The 17,988-nt window shown below is 31.8% G+C and carries 19 protein-coding genes; 17 read left to right on the top strand and 2 right to left on the bottom strand.

Translation table 11 applies throughout. The features are described 5' to 3' along the window. Positions 1 to 148: 148 nt before the first annotated feature. The 6 genes from rpsF to LNP27_RS12500 all read left to right on the top strand — a co-directional run bounded on the left by rpsF (position 149) and on the right by LNP27_RS12500 (position 4,893). Entirely contained in the window at positions 149 to 490 is a 342-nt protein-coding gene (gene rpsF / locus LNP27_RS12525) for a 30S ribosomal protein S6 (RefSeq protein WP_229941971.1), read from the top strand. A 2-nt stretch (positions 491 to 492) separates the two neighbouring features. Further along, positions 493 to 789, top strand: a complete 297-nt coding sequence (gene rpsR / locus LNP27_RS12520) for a 30S ribosomal protein S18 (protein ID WP_066077030.1) — start codon at positions 493 to 495, stop codon at positions 787 to 789. A 64-nt stretch (positions 790 to 853) separates the two neighbouring features. Next, positions 854 to 1,297: a 50S ribosomal protein L9 gene (gene rplI / locus LNP27_RS12515; protein WP_229941969.1), complete on the top strand. Its 444-nt coding sequence runs from the start codon at positions 854 to 856 to the stop codon at positions 1,295 to 1,297. Positions 1,298 to 1,514: 217 nt separating this feature from the next. Then, positions 1,515 to 1,988: a DUF6495 family protein gene (locus LNP27_RS12510; RefSeq protein WP_229941967.1), complete on the top strand. Its 474-nt coding sequence runs from the start codon at positions 1,515 to 1,517 to the stop codon at positions 1,986 to 1,988. A gap of 75 nt (positions 1,989 to 2,063) precedes the next feature. Continuing rightward, a complete protein-coding gene (gene ligA / locus LNP27_RS12505; RefSeq protein WP_229941965.1) occupies positions 2,064 to 4,061 on the top strand; it encodes an NAD-dependent DNA ligase LigA in 1,998 nt (665 codons plus the stop codon). 118 nt (positions 4,062 to 4,179) lie between these two features. Next, positions 4,180 to 4,893, top strand: coding sequence for a hypothetical protein (locus LNP27_RS12500; RefSeq protein WP_229941963.1), 714 nt, complete (start codon positions 4,180 to 4,182; stop codon positions 4,891 to 4,893). Here LNP27_RS12500 and LNP27_RS12495 read toward each other — a convergent pair. Both LNP27_RS12495 and LNP27_RS12490 read right to left on the bottom strand, forming a co-directional pair. Further along, positions 4,879 to 5,790: a bifunctional metallophosphatase/5'-nucleotidase gene (locus tag LNP27_RS12495; protein ID WP_229941962.1), complete on the bottom strand. Its 912-nt coding sequence runs from the start codon at positions 5,788 to 5,790 to the stop codon at positions 4,879 to 4,881. The genes LNP27_RS12500 and LNP27_RS12495 overlap by 15 nt on opposite strands. 157 nt (positions 5,791 to 5,947) lie before the next feature. After that, on the bottom strand, positions 5,948 to 6,724 hold the full coding sequence (locus LNP27_RS12490; RefSeq protein ID WP_229941960.1) for a 5'-nucleotidase C-terminal domain-containing protein: 777 nt from the start codon (positions 6,722 to 6,724) through the stop codon (positions 5,948 to 5,950). Positions 6,725 to 6,824: 100 nt separating this feature from the next. Between LNP27_RS12490 and LNP27_RS12485 the strand changes: the two genes are divergently transcribed. The 11 genes from LNP27_RS12485 (at position 6,825) to LNP27_RS12435 (ending at position 17,988) form a co-directional block, all read left to right on the top strand. After that, on the top strand, positions 6,825 to 7,289 hold the full coding sequence (locus LNP27_RS12485) for a DUF6913 domain-containing protein (protein WP_229941958.1): 465 nt from the start codon (positions 6,825 to 6,827) through the stop codon (positions 7,287 to 7,289). A 7-nt stretch (positions 7,290 to 7,296) separates the two neighbouring features. Then, positions 7,297 to 8,178 (top strand): 4-hydroxy-tetrahydrodipicolinate synthase, encoded by an 882-nt coding sequence (dapA, locus tag LNP27_RS12480; protein WP_229941957.1) that lies wholly within the window; start codon positions 7,297 to 7,299, stop codon positions 8,176 to 8,178. Between the two features lie 134 nt (positions 8,179 to 8,312). Then, positions 8,313 to 9,107: an outer membrane protein assembly factor BamD gene (locus LNP27_RS12475; protein WP_229941956.1), complete on the top strand. Its 795-nt coding sequence runs from the start codon at positions 8,313 to 8,315 to the stop codon at positions 9,105 to 9,107. A gap of 8 nt (positions 9,108 to 9,115) precedes the next feature. Further along, entirely contained in the window at positions 9,116 to 9,433 is a 318-nt protein-coding gene (locus LNP27_RS12470) for a DNA-directed RNA polymerase subunit omega (protein ID WP_026709525.1), read from the top strand. Positions 9,434 to 9,440: 7 nt separating this feature from the next. Beyond that, a complete protein-coding gene (gene coaBC / locus LNP27_RS12465; protein WP_229941955.1) occupies positions 9,441 to 10,652 on the top strand; it encodes a bifunctional phosphopantothenoylcysteine decarboxylase/phosphopantothenate--cysteine ligase CoaBC in 1,212 nt (403 codons plus the stop codon). Between the two features lie 70 nt (positions 10,653 to 10,722). Further along, a complete protein-coding gene (gene porD, locus LNP27_RS12460) occupies positions 10,723 to 11,607 on the top strand; it encodes a type IX secretion system protein PorD (RefSeq protein ID WP_229941953.1) in 885 nt (294 codons plus the stop codon). 54 nt (positions 11,608 to 11,661) lie between these two features. Beyond that, positions 11,662 to 13,314, top strand: a complete 1,653-nt coding sequence (gene recN / locus LNP27_RS12455) for a DNA repair protein RecN (RefSeq protein ID WP_229941952.1) — start codon at positions 11,662 to 11,664, stop codon at positions 13,312 to 13,314. A gap of 87 nt (positions 13,315 to 13,401) precedes the next feature. After that, positions 13,402 to 14,592, top strand: coding sequence for an enoyl-ACP reductase FabV (gene fabV, locus LNP27_RS12450; RefSeq protein ID WP_229941951.1), 1,191 nt, complete (start codon positions 13,402 to 13,404; stop codon positions 14,590 to 14,592). A gap of 153 nt (positions 14,593 to 14,745) precedes the next feature. Beyond that, positions 14,746 to 15,747, top strand: a complete 1,002-nt coding sequence (locus LNP27_RS12445) for a glycosyltransferase family 2 protein (RefSeq protein ID WP_229941950.1) — start codon at positions 14,746 to 14,748, stop codon at positions 15,745 to 15,747. 1 nt (position 15,748) lies between these two features. Further along, complete coding sequence (gene coaE / locus LNP27_RS12440) at positions 15,749 to 16,333, top strand: dephospho-CoA kinase (RefSeq protein WP_229941948.1); 585 nt, start codon at positions 15,749 to 15,751, stop codon at positions 16,331 to 16,333. Positions 16,334 to 16,404: 71 nt separating this feature from the next. After that, positions 16,405 to 17,988 carry a sensor histidine kinase gene (locus LNP27_RS12435; RefSeq protein WP_229941947.1) on the top strand — a complete coding sequence of 528 codons (1,584 nt, stop codon included), beginning with the start codon at positions 16,405 to 16,407 and terminating at the stop codon, positions 17,986 to 17,988.

Genomic DNA, 17,988 nt, shown 5'->3' with positions numbered 1-17,988 from the left:
TTTGGCTATGTAAACATAACTTTATTTATTTAATTTAAAAAGAATCAGGCAGTTTTTTTTGTCTTTAATCGATTAAAACTAAATAACGCTTGCTAGTTTAGGTTTTTTGTTTACTTTTGCACCCAAATTAACATTTAAATATATTTTTATGAATCATTATGAAACTGTTTTCATTTTAAATCCCGTTTTATCTGACACACAGGTAAAGGAAACAGTAAGCAAATTTGAAGAATTTCTTACTAGTAGAGGAGCAGAAATGGTATCGAAAGAAGATTGGGGCCTTAAGAAAATGGCTTACGAAATTCAACACAAAAAATCTGGTTTTTATCACCTTTTTGAATTCAAAGTATCAGGAGAAGTTCTTATCGCTTTTGAAACTGAATTTAGACGTGACGAAAGAATTATGCGTTTCTTAACTGTAAGTTTAGACAAACACGCAATTTCTTGGGCGGAGAGAAGAAGAACTAAATTAAAAGCAACAAAAGCATAATCATGGCTACACTACAACAATCAGCTTCAGGAAAAAAAGACGGGGATATCAGATATCTTACGCCTTTGAACATAGAGACAAACAAACAAAAAAAGTATTGTCGTTTCAAAAAATCAGGTATCAAATATATTGATTATAAAGATGCTGATTTCTTATTGAAATTCGTAAACGAACAAGGGAAAATTCTTCCTCGTCGTTTAACAGGAACTTCATTAAAATACCAAAGAAAAGTTTCAGTAGCTGTAAAAAGAGCGCGTCACTTAGCTTTAATGCCATACGTGGCAGATTTACTTAAATAATATTTAACTCAGTTGTTGGTTTTCTGAGACATGAAACCTAACTTCTATAATAAAGGACAACAACATGGAACTTATTCTTAGACAAGACGTTCAAAATTTAGGATTTAAAGATGATATCGTTAATGTAAAAAACGGTTATGGTCGTAATTTTTTGATCCCAACAGGTCAAGCACATTTAGCTACTTCTTCTGCAAAGAAAGTATTAGCTGAAAACCTAAAACAAAGAGCGCACAAAGAAGCTAAAGTTGTAGCAGATGCAAAAGCATTAGCTGAAGCTTTGAAAGCTATTGAAATCAAAATCTTTGCAAAAGCAGGTGGTGAAAAATTATTCGGTTCAATCACGAATATTGATATCGCTGAAGCTTTAGCTAAAGGTGGACAAACAATCGAAAGAAAATTCATAACTAGCGGAATCGTTAAACGTACTGGTAAATATAATGCTAGCGTACGTTTACACAGAGATGTAATCGTTGAATTGGATTATGAAATTGTTGCTGAAAAAGCATAATTTCTATATTTAGATATCTAAATCCCGATGTGAGTCGGGATTTTTTTGTTTAAACTATGTCGCGAAGTCACAGTGGTCTACAAGTTTTTTGTTTTGAATAATTTTTATTTCAGACGATTCTAAAAACCTTTTCGATTTCGTAAAAAAAAGTAAATATCAACACAAGTCATAAATAAATGCTTTGCGCCTTAGTACCTTAGCAGCAAAATTTACTACTATGAAATATTCCAGATTAACTAAAGAACAATTTGAGGAATTACATCAGGAATTCAGTACTTTTCTAGCTACTCAAACCATTGATAAAGCGGAATGGGATACCATTAAAAAAGAAAAGCCGGAAGTGGCTGAACAAGAATTAGATGTTTTTTCTGATTTGATTTGGGAAGGCGTTCTTTCAAAAGCAGATTATTTAGAACATTTCTCTAAAAATCATATTTTTCTTTTTCAGTGTTTTGATACTTACGTACAATCTATCGTTTTGAAGTCGTTAGTTCCAGAGACCGATTTTTTAACTCGTGAAGGATTACAATGGCTGAGCGATAATATGTTTACTGATACTATCGAAATGAAAACAGGTAAAAAAGAGTTTACAGAAGATCGTAATACTTCGCTTTTTGCATTAATACAGCAAGGTGCATTTTTGAGCGATGGACTTTTATACAAACAAATAAATTCGATTATTGAGTCGTAATTTTATTGTTCTTATTTTTAAATTGGTTATTTTAGTACGCTTTTACAGCAACTAAAATAGCCAATTTTATTTTTTATGGATATCCAAAATACAATTCAAATTCTAAGAGAGGAACTAAATCAGCATAATTATAATTATTATGTACTAGATGAACCAATAATTTCTGATTATGAATTTGATTTAAAATTAAAGCAGCTTCAAGAGCTTGAGGACCAATATCCTGAATACTATGATGAAAACTCCCCTACGCAACGAGTAGGTGGAGCAATTACAAAGAATTTTCAAACTGTTGCTCATCAACATCGAATGTATTCTCTTGACAATTCCTATTCGAAAGAAGAATTAATGGATTGGGAAAAACGAATTCAAAAAGTATTGGGAGATGTTCCTTTAGAATATACTTGTGAATTAAAATATGATGGCGCATCAATTAGTATAACCTATGAAAATGGAATCTTAAAACGAGCACTGACACGTGGAGATGGTTTTCAAGGTGATGATGTAACAAATAATATCAAAACTATAAAATCGATTCCGCTGAAGTTGAAGGGAGATTTCCCCGATAAATTTGATGTTCGTGGTGAAATTATTTTGCCTTTTGCTGGTTTCGAAAAAATGAATCAGGAATTAATAGAAATAGGTGAAACTCCTTATTCAAATCCTAGAAATACAGCTTCTGGAAGTTTAAAATTACAAGATAGTGCTGAAGTAGCTAAACGTCCATTAGATTGTTTGCTATATTTCTTGGTTGGAAATAATCTACCATTTAATTCTCAATTTGAGGGATTAGAAACAGCCCGTAAATGGGGGTTTAAAGCACCTAAAGAAGCTAAATTGGCCAAAAGTTTAGAGCAGGTTTTTGAATTTATTGATTATTGGGATATGCACAGACATAATCTGCCTTATGAAACAGATGGAGTGGTAGTAAAGGTAAATTCATTTCATTATCAAGATGAATTAGGTTTCACGGCTAAATCACCTCGTTGGGCAATTGCCTATAAATTTAAATCCGAACAGGTTTCTACAAAATTAAATACCATTTCTTATCAAGTAGGTCGAACTGGAGCAATAACCCCGGTTGCTAATCTTGAACCTGTGCAGTTAGCAGGAACAATTGTAAAAAGAGCCTCTTTGCATAATGCAGACCAAATCGAAAAATTAGATATACGTATTGGTGATACGGTTTTTGTAGAAAAAGGAGGTGAAATTATTCCTAAAATTATTGCTGTAGATTTAAGTAAACGAGTAGAAAATTCAAAACCTATCATATACATTACGCATTGTCCAGAATGTCAAAGTTTACTGGTTCGCAATGAAGGGGAAGCCAATCATTACTGTCCTAATTTTTATGGTTGTCCTCCGCAAATAATTGGTAGAATCCAGCATTATATTTCTAGAAAAGCCATGGATATTGAAGGGCTAGGCGGTGAAACGGTTGCATTATTATTCAATAATGGCTTGGTTCGTAATTATGCTGATTTATATGATTTGACAGTAGAGCAAATTCTCCCTTTAGAGAGAATGGCTCAAAAATCTGCTGAAAATTTGATAAAAGGTGTTGAAGATTCGAAAAATATTCCGTTCGAAAGTGTTTTGTTTGCTCTAGGAATTCGCTTTGTGGGTGAAACTGTGGCTAAAAAATTAGCAAAACACTACAAGAATATTGATGCATTAAGTCAAGCATCCTTAATAGATTTAATTTTAGTAGAGGAAATTGGAGAAAGAATCGCGCAAAGTGTAATTGAATTTTTTAGCAACGAAGAAAATAAAATAATTATTGGTAAACTGAAAAGCTACGGAGTACAATTTGAAATTATTGAGAAAGTAAATCCAAATGCTACAAACAAACTCGCTGGTAAAATTTTTGTAGTTTCAGGTGTCTTTGAGAGATTCTCTCGTGATGATTTGAAAAAAGCCATTGAAGATAATGGAGGTAAGGTAGGAAGTTCTATTTCGGCTAAGACTCATTATGTAGTTGCAGGTGATAATATGGGCCCAGCAAAATTAGAAAAAGCAAATAAACTCAATATTCCTATTATTTCTGAAGTTGAGTTTATGGCTTTGTTGGGATAAAAATCGTATATTTAGTAGAGATTATTAAGTGTAGTAATAGAGCTTAGTGTCGCCATTGTTTTAGCACGCTTAGAGCTTAAGATTTAATTATTTTGAACAATTAAAAAAGCCTTAAAAAATGTTTACACTTAAACATGAAAATAGTTACGGGAGATTGTTTTCGATTCTATTTTTTGCGTGCATAGCTATTGAAGTGACTGCAGAAATGTTTTCCAGTAAGTTGCTAATATATATATTCAAACCCTTAATATCAATTGGGATTATGGTGCTTTATTGGAATGCATCTAAGGTAAAAACGCCTTTGTTTTTTGCAATAATATTGTTGTCAATGATTACTAATATTCTATTTATTCCCAATACTTATGAACTTTTAATTATAGCCTTGCTTGTCTTTATGATACATAGAATATTACTAATTTATTATGTAATACAATTGATCAAACTCGAGGATTACGTTCCTTTGTTGATAGCTATAGTACCGTTTCTGTTTGTTTTCTTTTACTTGCTAAGTATCTCATCTGATTCATCAGCATCAGGATATTTTGTATTGATAATTCAAAACATCTTAATTTCAATTGTTGGCGGCCTTGCTTTATCAGAGTATGTAATGAATTATAATAAAATGAACACTTGGCTATTTATTTTTGGATTACTTTCCGTAATGCAGTATTTTATTGTTTTTATCGAAAAATACTACTTAATGAGTTTAGCACCAACAGCTTTTAGGCCATTGGCGATGCTTTTAAACGCTAGTGTGTTGTATTCGTTTTATCGATTTATTATAAATGCTGAAAATGTAAACAATAAAATTAGCGCATTAGACAACGATTGATCGTCCTTCGTGTATTTTGTTTTTATCAGAATCAAAAAATACGTCTATACGTCCTAGGTTTATTCCGTAACATCCCACTTGATTTACTAAAACATCCTTGCCTTCAAGATTTTTAACAACTGTAGGTTTGTCCAGAAAGGTGTGTGTATGTCCACCAATAATCATGTCAATATCTTTAGTCAAAGTGGCTAAGTTTAAATCACATATTTTATTAGGCTCATTTCTATAAGAATAACCAATGTGAGACAGGCAAATTACTAAGTCACATTTTTGTTCTTTCTTCAAAATGCGAACCATATCTTGAGCCGTTTCTACGGGATCATTATATACGGTTTCGCCATACATTTTTTTATCTACTAAACCTTGAAGCTCAACTCCTAGTCCAAAAACACCAACTTTGATTCCGTTTTTGTCGAAAATTTTATAAGGTTTTACAAAACCATCCATTACTGTATTTTTAAAATCGTAATTGGCTGAAATAAAATCGAAAGTAGCATGGGGTAATTGTGCATACAATCCTTGCAACCCATTATCAAAATCGTGATTTCCTATTGTTGATGCATCATATTTCATCATGCTCATTAATTTGAATTCTAATTCTCCGCCATAGTAATTAAAATAGGGAGTTCCTTGAAAAATATCACCCGCATCCAGTAGTAATACATTTGGATTTTCTTTGCGAATTGATTCAATTAGTGCTGCTCTTCGCGCTACTCCTCCCATATTAGCATTTCGGGGATGATCTGCGGGGAACGGATCAATATAACTGTGAACATCGTTAGTGTGTAAAACAGTTAATTGCTTTGTTTTTGCAGTATCAAAACTACTTAAGGATAGCCCTAAACTCAATAATGCTGAACTTGCAGCTGTTTTTTCAATAAATTCTCTTCTTTTCATTTTATGTGTTTTTAGTTATTGTCATTCTAAGGCAAATAACAATCAGGAGCTTAATACCGCTTTAGGCTGTCTCCACACTAAAAAGCGTAGGATGCCGCTTCAATCGGGGCTATGGTTTTATGTTTTTACAGAATATTTTATTTTACAATTCAATTGGTTATTCAACAGTAATTCTGATATCAGTTATTACAGGAATAGTATCAACTTGTTTAAAATAGTCAATAAGGATATTTCGCAACTTGTAATCTAGATCATATTTCTTAATTGCTTTTTTGAAGAAATTCATATTGTCGCCTCCGTCAGATAAATAATCATTTGTTCCCACATAATATACAGTCTCTTTTTGAAGTGGTTTTCCTTGAACTAAAATATTCTTAGACTGATTGTTTTTATCAATAGTAAAAGTTATTCCAGATAGAGGATGTGGTTTTTTATCTGCAATTAAAAAATCAACCATTTCACTTATTTGCTCTCCTCTCAAAGCAATAACAACCATGCTGTTTTCAAAAGGCATAATCTCAAAAGCATTTCTCGCTGTAATATTTCCTTTTGGAAGTATAGATCGAATTCCGCCGCTATTGAGCAAGCAAATATCAATTTTCTTGTTTTCTCTTTCTTCAAAAACAAGATTACCTCGCATAAGCGACACATCGGCCATTAGATTACCGATAGTTGATTGCCATTTGCCACTTTTATCAAGTGTAATTGGGCAATAAGCAAGATTGCTGTCTAGATCCTTATTAATGTGTTCTCTATACGGTTTGATAAAATTCTCTATTTGAGGAACTTGATTTTCTTTTTCAGTAATCGGAATGCGTTTTCCTGCTATTTTAGTAACATTATAATTTTGTTTACTACAAGAGACAACAAACAAAAGTGTTAAGAATATAACAAAAAGTTTAAAAACGTAATTATACTTTTTTAGATTTACCATTTAAATGCGACTTAATTAATTAATTTTGTAACCAAGTAAAAGTAATATGTTTTTAAATTATATAAAGGATTTTATTGTAAAAAAAACATTAAAAAAGAACTTGAAAAATTTAGAAAATAATTTTTCAGCTAATGCTATTGAAAAAGTTGGTTTATTGATCGACGCCACTACTTTTATAGAAACAGAACAATTGATTAAAAAGTTGATAGCCATTGGTTTTTCTCGAGATAATATCCATACAATTGTATACGCTGATAAAATTAAGAAAAGTGAGGCAGCAAGCTACTTTGCATTTAATGCTAATAGTATAAAATGGGATGGAGGAATTATAAAGCACGAGATCAATTCCTTTATAAACGAAGAATTTGATCTTTTAATTAGTTATTACGACATCGAAAGAGCGATTCTATTGAAAATTACTCATGATTCTAAAGCACATTTTAAAGTAGGTTTTTCGTCAATTGACAAAAGGTTAAATCATTTTATGATTAATAGTACAAGTAATAATCATGCTGTTTTTGTAAATGAATTATTCAAATATTTAAAATTATTAAACAAAATATAATCTAGTTATGCAATCATTAATAGGAACAGGTGTTGCTCTTGTAACTCCATTTAAAAAAGATTTTTCAATTGATACTGAAGCATTAAAAAGAATTGTAAATTTTTCAATCGATGGCGGAATTGAGTACCTTGTCGTAATGGGAACAACTGCTGAAAATGCAACGTTGTCATCAGAAGAAAAAGAATTTGTTATCCGTACTGTAATTGAAGCTAATAATGGTAGTTTACCATTAGTTTTAGGAGTAGGAGGTAACAACACTATGGAAGTGGTCAAAGAATTAAAAACAAGAGATTTGTCTAAATTTGCTGCAATTCTTTCTGTTTCGCCTTATTATAACAAGCCAACTCAAGAAGGAATTTATCAGCATTTTAAAGCTGTTGCTGAGGCATCTCCAATTCCGGTAATTTTGTATAATGTTCCGGGACGTACATCAAGCAATATGTTACCTGCAACCGTTTTGCGTTTAGCTAATGATTTCAAAAATGTAGTGGCTATTAAGGAAGCTGCTGGTGATATTGTTCAAGCTATGCAAATAATAAAGAATAAACCAAAAGATTTTCTTGTACTTTCAGGAGATGATATGATTGCTTTGCCAATGATATTAGCGGGTGGATCCGGTGTAATTTCAGTTATTGGGCAAGGTTTTCCCAAAGAGTTTTCAGAAATGATACGCTTAGGTTTAAATAAGAAAGTGGATGAAGCATTCAAATACCAATACCTTTTATCCGATTCTATCGATATGATTTTTGAGCAGGGAAACCCAGCTGGAATCAAGCAAGTGTTTGTATCACTAGGAATTTGCGAGAAAACTGTTCGCTTGCCATTAGTGAGTGTCGACGATTCATTAGCAGCTAGAATAGACCAGTTTGTTAAAAATATCGATAAATAAGCGCAAAAAAAGACTATTTTTTTAAACCAAAAATATATTTTGTAGTAGCTAAATTAATGCCTAAATTTGCCACCGAAACTTCGGTATGATTTCGTAGGCAGTTTCTAGCATGGAATCATAATAAAAGTAAAAAAATGAAAAAAATAATATCTCTATTACTTCTTGTTGCGGTCTTTAGTTCTTGCAACGAGTACCAAAAAGCATTAAAATCCGAAGATGTAGCTGTCAAGTTTGATATGGCTACTAAATTATACGATGCTGGTAAATATTCTAAAGCGATTCGTATTTTTGAACAAATTGCTCCAGCTTACAGAGGAAAACCTCAAGCGGAAAAATTGTTTTACATGTTTGCTCAATCGTATTACAGAACAAAACAATACACACTTTCAGGTTATCAGTTTGAAAGTTTTGTTTCTGGATATCCTAAAAGTGAAAAACAACAAGAAGCTGCATATTTAGGTGCAAAAAGTTATTCTATGTTGTCTCCAGTTTATAGTTTAGATCAAACTGATACAAACAAAGCATTAGATAAATTACAAACATTTATTGATAACTATCCGCAAACAGAATATTTAGTTGAAGCTAATGCAACTGTAAAAGCGCTAAGTGAAAAACTAGAAAAGAAAGTGTTCGAAAATGCCAAGGGATACAATACGATATCTGATTTTAAATCAGCTATTGTTGCCTTAGATAATTTTGTTGCTGATTATCCTGGAACACCTTTCAAAGAAGATGCATTGTTTTACAAATTAGATTCTGCCTATCAGTTAGGGATAAATAGTATTCCTTCAAAAATGGAAGAGCGTTTACTTGTTGCTAAAGCAGCTCAAGCAAGTTTGATGAAGTTTAATGCAGAAACAAAATACAAAAAAGTAGCTGACGAAATGTTAGTACGAATAGAAAAAGATTTACAAAAATTTACTAAATAAATAAAGTCATGGATTTAAAAAAGACGAATGCTCCAGTAAATACAATAACATACAATAAAACTGTTATTGAAGAACCTACTGGTAATGTGTATGAAGCGATAACCATTATGGCTAAAAGAGCAAACCAAATCAACTCTGAAATCAAAAAAGAATTGACAGAGAAATTGGAAGAATTTGCTACATATAATGACAGTCTTGAAGAAGTTTTTGAAAATAAAGAACAAATTGAGGTTTCTAAATTTTACGAAAAGTTACCTAAACCACACGCTTTAGCGGTTCAAGAATGGTTAGATGGTAAAATCTACCACAGAGATTCTAATAAATAATTGTACGATGTCAGTTTTAAGCGGTAAGAAAATTTTACTAGGAATTTCTGGTGGAATTGCAGCGTATAAAACAGCATCATTAGTACGACTTTTCATAAAAGCAGGTGCACATGTCCAGGTGATAATGACACCTGCTTCTAAGGATTTTATAACTCCACTTACGTTATCTACCTTATCTAAAAACCCTGTTTTTTCCAGTTTTTACAATCAGGATGACGAAAATGAAAAATGGAACAATCATGTTGAATTAGCACTTTGGGCTGATTTAATGATAATTGCTCCAGCTACAGCAAATACCTTGTCTAAAATGACAAATGGCAGCTGTGACAATCTTTTAATTGCTACTTATTTATCAGCTAAATGTCCCGTTTATTTTGCGCCTGCAATGGATTTAGACATGTATAAACATGCCTCTACAATCGCTAATTTTACTTTACTAAATCAATATGGTAATATCATGATCCCTGCTGAAAGTGGCGAATTAGCAAGCGGATTATCTGGTGAAGGAAGAATGGCTGAACCCGAACATATTGTGGCTTTTATTGAAGATGATTTAAATAGAAAACTACCTCTTAAAGGAAAAAAAATACTGATCACTGCTGGTCCTACATACGAAGCAATCGATCCTGTGCGTTTTGTAGGAAATCATTCTTCGGGTAAAATGGGTTTTGATATAGCGAGTAGTGCAGCAAGTTTAGGAGCTTCAGTAATTTTAATTTCTGGACCTACACATTGTAAAGTTTCAAATTCGCTCATTAATATTATTCCAGTAATTTCTGCCGAGGAAATGTATCAAGCTTGTCATCAGTTTTATGCTGATGTTGATGTTGTAATAGCTGCGGCAGCAGTTGCAGATTACAAGCCGAAAAATGTAGCGTTGCAAAAGATTAAAAAGGCTGCAGATAGTTTTGTGATCGAACTCGAAAAAACTAAAGATATCTTGACTTCGCTAGGTTTAGAAAAGAAAAATCAGTTTCTGATTGGCTTTGCATTAGAAACAGAAAATGAAATTGAGAATGCAAAGCTGAAAATCCAGAAAAAAAACCTAGATTTGATAGTTCTGAATTCATTGCAAGATGAAGGTGCTGGTTTTGGAAAAGCGACTAATAAAGTTACTTTTATTGATAAGAATTTCTTTGTCGAAGAGATGGAATTAAAATCTAAAGAAGCAGTTGCTGATGATATTCTAAGCAAAATAATGAAGCATTTTGAAATGTAAACTCGTTAAAGTAAATTGCACTAAGATAGTCGCTATTGTTTTAACAAAACTGAAAAATACAAAACTAGAAATGAATAAATTATTTACTTTATTGCTACTTTTTACTATTGGAATCGCTCAAGCGCAGCAACTTAATTGTACGGTGACAGTCGATGCACAGCGATTAGGAGCTACAAACCAAAAAGTGTATAAGACTTTAGAAACTTCAATAAGTGAGTTTGTTAATAAAACTGATTGGACAGGAACTAGTGTAAAACAAAATGAAAAAATTAATTGCTCGATGTATATCACTATCTCTGCAATGAATTCCGATCAATTTACAGCTACGATTCAAGTACAATCTTCTAGACCAATTTATAATTCGTCGTATTCGTCCCCGGTATTAAATTTTAATGATAAAGATTTTAATTTTAGATATACGGAATTTGAAAATCTTCAATTTAATCCCAACACTTTTGATTCAAATCTTGTTTCAGTGTTAGCTTTTTATAGTAATTTAATAATAGCAATGGATTCAGATACATTCGTTCTAGAATCTGGAACTCCTAATTTTGAAATTGCGCAAAATATTGCTAATGTTGCCCAACAAGGCGGTTCAATAGGATGGAGTCAAAGTGATGGTTATCAAACACGTTATTTTTTGATAAATGATCTCCTATCGCCAACATTTAAACTAGTTAGAGCTGCTGCTTTCGAATACCATTCAGGCTTGGATCTGATGACTAAGGATTTGAAAATGGCTAAAGAAAAAATAAAAACTTCAATAGAGAAGCTATCAAATCTAAATGCTTTACGACCTAATGCGTTTTTAACACGTGTATTTCTTGATGCTAAATCAGATGAAATAGTTTCTATATTTTCTGGTGGACCTAGTATTACTGTGTCTGACTTAACAGAAAATTTGAATAGTATTTCTCCGTTGAACTCGAGCAAATGGGCGATGATAAAATATTAATTTTTATTATAATTTAGTCCTACTCTCGTTTTTATTACCCAAAATTAAACACAAATGATAACGTCACTTTCGATAAAAAACTATGCATTAATTGAAAAATTGTCAATTGATTTTTCCAAAGGTTTTTCTACTATTACTGGAGAAACAGGCGCTGGAAAATCGATTATTTTAGGTGCAATTGGACTTGTATTGGGAAAGAGAGCCGACTTAACTTCTTTAAAAAACAAAGAGGAAAAATGTATTATTGAAGCGCATTTTGAGATAGGGAAATACAATCTTTTACCATTTTTTGAAGTTAATGATTTAGATTATGATGCTGAAACTATCATCAGACGTGAGATTCTTCCTTCGGGTAAATCAAGAGCATTTATAAATGATAGTCCAGTAAATCTTCAAGAACTTCAAGAATTGAGTTTGTTTTTAATAGATATACATTCGCAACAGCAAACCCAAGAACTTTCAGATGAAAATGTGCAGTTCAAGATTATTGATGCCATTTCTAATAATAAAGAAACGATATTAGAATATCATACACTTCTAAAAAGCTATAAAGCTGATAAGTCTAAATTGAACGAGTTGCTTAAAAAGCTTAGCGAATCTAAGAAAGAGCAAGAGTACAATACGTTTTTATTAGACGAATTGGTTGCAGCGCAATTAAAATCAGGGGAACAAGAGATTTTAGAAGCTGATTTTGAGAAATTGAATAATGTAGAAACGATCAAAGAATCTATTGATAAAGCTTTGGCTATAGCCAATGAAGAGCAGATAGGAGTAATGAATAATCTGAAAGAAATTAAAGTTTCACTGCAAAAAATCGCTTCTTTTTCCACAGATTATAGCTCGTTGTTAGAGAGAATTTCAAGCGTAACGATTGAATTTGATGATATTGCTGCAGAAATGAATCGCTGTTCGGACAAGCTTATCAATGATCCTGAACAATTAGATTTAATTAGTCAAAAGTTACAAGTTATTTATAATTTGCAAAAAAAGCATCAAGTTAGTTCAGTTGATGAATTGTTGCAAATTCAAAATAACCTAGAAAATTTAGTTTTAGAACTTGAAAATATCGACGAGGAAATCGTTGTACTGACAAGTAGTATAGATCAGAATAGAATAGAATTAGATCAATATTCAGAGATAATTCATAGCAATAGATTACAAGCGATTCCAGTTTTATCAAATAAATTAATTTCAATTTTAGAAACATTGGGAATGCCAAATGTTCGATTTAAAATTGATGTTTCTTCCAGCGAAACTTATTTTCTAAACGGAAAAGATGAACTTCAATTTTTATTTTCGGCAAATAAAGGGACTGATTTTGGCTTACTTAAAAAAGTTGCTTCTGGTGGAGAAATGTCACGAATTATGTTGGCTGTTAAAGCTATATTGGCACAGTATTCAAAATTACCAACATTAATTTTTGATGAAATAGACACGGGTGTTTCTGGGGAAATTGCAATTAGAATGGGAGAAATAATGAAGGAAATGAGTGCCGAAATGCAAATTTTTGCCATCACGCATTTGCCTCAAATCGCTGCTAAAGGTGATGCGCATTTCAAAGTATCTAAATCTACTGTTGGTGACGACACACAATCAGAACTAAAGTTATTGAGCGAGGAGGAAAGAGTAGTGGAAATTGCGCAAATGTTGTCAGGAACTATTGTTTCTGAATCCGCCTTAAATCATGCAAAAGCCTTGCTCAACTAATATTTTCCTTTATATTTGTTTTCTTTTGAAAACAGTTCGAAAAAATTAAAAAATTACACAGAAATTAAATTTAAAGAATAAGCACATATGATTATAGAACCTAGAATGAGAGGATTTATTTGCACTACATCTCACCCGGACGGATGCGCGCAAAATGTTAAAAATCAGATAGCATATATAAAATCTAAAGGAGCTATTGACGGCGCAAAAAAGGTATTAGTAATTGGAGGATCAACCGGTTTTGGTCTAGCTTCTAGAATTACAAGTGCTTTTGGATCTAATGCAGCAACGATAGGTGTGTTTTTTGAAAAAGAACCTGCTGAAGGTAAAACGGCTTCACCTGGTTGGTATAATTCTGCTGCTTTTGAAACAGAAGCTCATAAAGCTGGAATCTATGCAAAAAGTATTAATGGAGATGCTTTTTCAAATGAAATAAAAAAACAAACACTAGACTTAATTAAAGCTGATTTAGGTCAGGTTGATTTAGTAATATATAGTTTGGCTTCGCCAGTTCGTATGAATCCTGAAACAGGAGTTTTGCATCGTTCAGTTTTGAAACCAATAGGAGATGTGTTTACTAACAAAACTGTTGATTTTCACTCAGGGAAAGTTTCTGAAATATCGATTCAACCAAGTGGTGAGGGAGATATAGAAAACACGGTTGCTGTAATGGGCGGTGAAGATTGGTCAATGTGGATTGATGCTTTACAAGCTGAAAATTTATTAGCTGCAGGTGCTACAACGGTTGCTTATTCTTATATAGGGCCATCATTAACCGAAGCAGTTTATAGAAAGGGAACAATAGGACGCGCTAAAGATCATCTTGAAGCTACAGCATTTGCAATTACTGAAAAATTAGCTAACATTAATGGTAAAGCATTCGTTTCAGTGAATAAAGCATTAGTTACTCAAGCAAGTTCTGCAATTCCAGTTATTCCGTTGTATATATCATTATTGTATAAAATAATGAAAGAAGAAGGAATTCATGAAGGTTGTATTGAGCAAATTCAGCGTTTGTATCAAGATAGATTGTATGCTGGTACTGAAGTTCCTGTTGATGAAAAGGGAAGAATCCGTATTGATGATTTAGAAATGCGTGCTGATGTTCAGGAGAAAGTTGCTAAATTATGGAATGTAGCTGTTACCGAAAACTTAGCTGAAATAGGCGATTTAGAAGGATACAGAAAAGATTTCTACAATCTATTTGGTTTTGATGTTGAAGGAGTGGATTATAACACAGAGACAAACGAAGTAGTAAATATTGAAAGCATAGCGTAAGTTAAACTTGGTTCCACTTACGGATTGCTTAAATAATGATAATAATTATTTCAAAACCATCAACTTCTAGTTGGTGGTTTTTTTATGGATAAAGATTACATTTGTTAAAATTTTCAATTCGTTAAAAAATAAAAATAATAACCAATCTAACTTATGTTATTTTCCTTAATAATCCCTGTTTACAATCGTCCAGATGAAGTTGATGAACTTTTAGAGAGTTTAACTCATTCAACATACAAAGAAACATTCGAAATTGTGCTTGTAGAAGATGGTTCTAGTTTATTATGTAAAAATATTGCTCAAAATTATGCTGACCGACTTGATATATCTTATTATTTTAAGGAAAATTCAGGGCCTGGAGATTCTAGGAACTACGGAATGAAAATGGCTAAAGGTGAATACTTTATAATTTTTGATTCGGATTGTATCATTCCACAAGATTATTTGACAGAAGTTGATAAAGCCTTGAAGCAAAATTATGTAGACTGTTTTGGAGGCCCGGACAGGGCTTTGGATAGTTTTTCAGATAAACAAAAAGCAATTAATTTCGCAATGACCTCTTTTCTTACTACTGGAGGAATTCGAGGCGGCTCTGAAAAAATAGGGAAGTTTCAGCCGCGAAGTTTTAACATGGGATTGTCTAAAAAAGCTTTTGAAGCATCAAAAGGATTTGGAAACATCCATCCAGGTGAAGATCCAGATCTTTCAATACGATTATGGAATCTTGGTTTTGAAACCAAATTGTTTCCTAATGCGTATGTATATCATAAAAGAAGAATTGATTGGGAAAAATTCTCTGTTCAGGTAAATAAATTTGGAAAAGCAAGACCTATATTAAATAGTTGGTACCCTAAATATAATAAACTTACTTTTTTCTTTCCATCAGTTTTTATTATTGGGTTTGCTATATCTATTTTTCTAATGCTTATTTATAATTTTGATTATCTATTACAGCTATATTTTTTATACTTTTTAATACTTTTCTTAGTGTCATCTTACCAAAGTAAGAGCATTAAAATTGGCTATTTCGCTCTTATCGCGGTATGGATTCAGTTTTACGGTTATGGCATCGGATTTATAAAATCTTTTTTTAAAGTGATTGTTTTAAAACAGAAACCACAAGAGGCTTTCCCTGAATTATTTTTCAAGATTTAATATGACAAAAATTATAGGTTTAACAGGTGGAATTGGTAGTGGGAAAACTACAATTGCCAAATATATGCATTCTTTTGGTATTCCACTCTATATTGCTGATGATCAGGCCAGAAAATTGATGGAGTCTCATGAAATTGTACATGCAATTAAAAAGAAATTTGGAGAAGTTATTTTTGACAAAGAGATACTCAATAGAGCCAAACTAGCTGAAATTGTGTTTAACGAACCTGAGAAATTAGAGGAATTAAATGCGATTATTCATCCTGCTGTAAAAAGCGATTTTAAAGAGTGGCTTTTGCAAAATAAGAGCGCTCCTTTTATCATTTACGAAGCAGCAATTTTGTTTGAAAGCGGAAACTACTTAAACTGCGATTATATAATTACTGTCGTAGCTCCTATAGATATTAGGATCGAGCGTGTGATGAAACGTGACAAAACCAGTCGCGAACTTATATTGAAGCGAATGGAAGCGCAGTGGACAGATGAGCAACGAGTTTCAAAGAGTGATTTTGTTATAGAAAATGAGGATCTTAAAACTGCAAAACAAAAAGTGGACGAAATTCTTAAAATTTTAAAGATTAAATAAAAACCCTTGCAGGTGTTAATGTTTGGTTAATGTATAATTAATTATATTGTTAAAATACTAATTTTGTTTCGATGAATAAACTTTTTTTTAGATTACTTGTTTTGTTGATGAGCTTATCCCTAATTGGGATTATTCTTGTTCAGGTGTATTGGTTTAATACGTCATTCAAGAATAATGATGAGCAATTCAAACTTCATGTTAAACAAGTTTTAGGAAACGTTGCTGATAAAATTCAAAAACAAGAAGCTTATAGTTTTTATGATAAAATAAATCATTACAAGGATAGCACAGGAAATATTCCAAAAAGAGAAGAGATAACGGAATTCTATTATGTTCAAAAGAATCCGAAAACTAATAAAACAATAGTTTATTCTAACAGTATAACTTCTGAAAATTTCAATATTTCGCCTACGTACTTTGATAAAAAATTTGATAGCGAAAAATTTAGAAGTTTTAGCTCTAAAAGAACTACAGAAGTTTATAATGATAATTCTATTGATAAATCAGGTGTTTCGCAAAGTTTGATACCAGATGTTCGAGTAGAAAAAATGGGTAATCTTGATGCACTAGACAGTGCTTCATTCGAGATATATTATAAAGATGTTACGGCTGCATTGCCAATTCAGGAACGAGTTTCAAAAGAAACTTTAACCAAACTGATACGAAAAGAACTTGAAGAGTCTGGAGTGAATACGAAGTTTGAATTTAGTGTTTACAGTAATAATTTAGCAACGAATGTAAAATCGGCTGAATTTAAGTACGATAAAAATGCAACCTATTCTATTCCGGTTTTTTCTGATAATGAAGGAAATAGTAAATACCAACTGTTAGTTACTTTTCCTTATAAAAAGAAATTTTTGTTATCTGAGTTAGTTAGTATTACCGTTCTATCAATAGTTTTTACATTAATTATTTTAATTGCTTATAGCAGCGCATTAAATCAATTAATTCGTCAACGTCAGATTTCTGAAATCAAAAATGACTTCATTAATAATATGACTCATGAGTTTAAAACGCCTATTGCAACTATCAATTTAGCATTAGACGCGATTAGAAACCCAAAGATAATTGATGATAAAGAAAAAGTATTGCGCTACTTGCAGATGATAAAAGATGAAAATAAACGGATGCATGCGCAAGTTGAAAATGTATTACGTATATCTAAATTAGAGAAGAAGGAATTAGATATTGTTAAGGAATCGCATAATGTTCAAGATATTATTAATGATGCCATTGAACATGTTAATTTGATTTTAGAAGATAGAGAAGGAGTAATCACAACGCATTTTGATGCTTTGAGGGACACAGTTTTAATTAATGATGTCCATTTTACAAATGTGATTGTAAATATTTTAGAAAATGCGATTAAATATTCACCAAATGTTCCTGTAATTGAGATTATAACTGAGAATATCAAAGATATGATCATTATAAAAGTTAAAGATAAAGGTCTTGGAATGAGTAAAGTAGCTCAGAAAAGAATTTTCGAAAAGTTTTATAGAGAGCATACAGGTGACATACATAATGTCAAAGGGCATGGTTTAGGTTTAGCGTATGTAAAAAGAATAGTTGACGACCACAACGGTCAAGTATATGTTGAAAGTGAAAAGGGAAAAGGAAGTACCTTCATAATAAAATTACCACTAATAAATTAA

The sequence above is a fragment of the Flavobacterium galactosidilyticum genome, assembly GCF_020911945.1.
GTDB classification, from domain to species: domain Bacteria; phylum Bacteroidota; class Bacteroidia; order Flavobacteriales; family Flavobacteriaceae; genus Flavobacterium; species Flavobacterium galactosidilyticum.
Note: the sequence above shows the minus strand (reverse complement) of the source record. Positions and strands in the feature narration are given on the sequence as shown.

Coding starts and splice junctions, on each gene's coding strand:
- rpsF (WP_229941971.1), top strand. CDS start 149: ATGAATCATTATGAAACTGTTTTCATTTTAAATCCCGTTTTATCTGAC.
- rpsR (WP_066077030.1), top strand. CDS start 493: ATGGCTACACTACAACAATCAGCTTCAGGAAAAAAAGACGGGGATATC.
- rplI (WP_229941969.1), top strand. CDS start 854: ATGGAACTTATTCTTAGACAAGACGTTCAAAATTTAGGATTTAAAGAT.
- LNP27_RS12510 (WP_229941967.1), top strand. CDS start 1,515: ATGAAATATTCCAGATTAACTAAAGAACAATTTGAGGAATTACATCAG.
- ligA (WP_229941965.1), top strand. CDS start 2,064: ATGGATATCCAAAATACAATTCAAATTCTAAGAGAGGAACTAAATCAG.
- LNP27_RS12500 (WP_229941963.1), top strand. CDS start 4,180: ATGTTTACACTTAAACATGAAAATAGTTACGGGAGATTGTTTTCGATT.
- LNP27_RS12495 (WP_229941962.1), bottom strand. CDS start 5,790: ATGAAAAGAAGAGAATTTATTGAAAAAACAGCTGCAAGTTCAGCATTA.
- LNP27_RS12490 (WP_229941960.1), bottom strand. CDS start 6,724: ATGGTAAATCTAAAAAAGTATAATTACGTTTTTAAACTTTTTGTTATA.
- dapA (WP_229941957.1), top strand. CDS start 7,297: ATGCAATCATTAATAGGAACAGGTGTTGCTCTTGTAACTCCATTTAAA.
- LNP27_RS12475 (WP_229941956.1), top strand. CDS start 8,313: ATGAAAAAAATAATATCTCTATTACTTCTTGTTGCGGTCTTTAGTTCT.
- LNP27_RS12470 (WP_026709525.1), top strand. CDS start 9,116: ATGGATTTAAAAAAGACGAATGCTCCAGTAAATACAATAACATACAAT.
- coaBC (WP_229941955.1), top strand. CDS start 9,441: ATGTCAGTTTTAAGCGGTAAGAAAATTTTACTAGGAATTTCTGGTGGA.
- porD (WP_229941953.1), top strand. CDS start 10,723: ATGAATAAATTATTTACTTTATTGCTACTTTTTACTATTGGAATCGCT.
- recN (WP_229941952.1), top strand. CDS start 11,662: ATGATAACGTCACTTTCGATAAAAAACTATGCATTAATTGAAAAATTG.
- fabV (WP_229941951.1), top strand. CDS start 13,402: ATGATTATAGAACCTAGAATGAGAGGATTTATTTGCACTACATCTCAC.
- LNP27_RS12445 (WP_229941950.1), top strand. CDS start 14,746: ATGTTATTTTCCTTAATAATCCCTGTTTACAATCGTCCAGATGAAGTT.
- coaE (WP_229941948.1), top strand. CDS start 15,749: ATGACAAAAATTATAGGTTTAACAGGTGGAATTGGTAGTGGGAAAACT.
- LNP27_RS12435 (WP_229941947.1), top strand. CDS start 16,405: ATGAATAAACTTTTTTTTAGATTACTTGTTTTGTTGATGAGCTTATCC.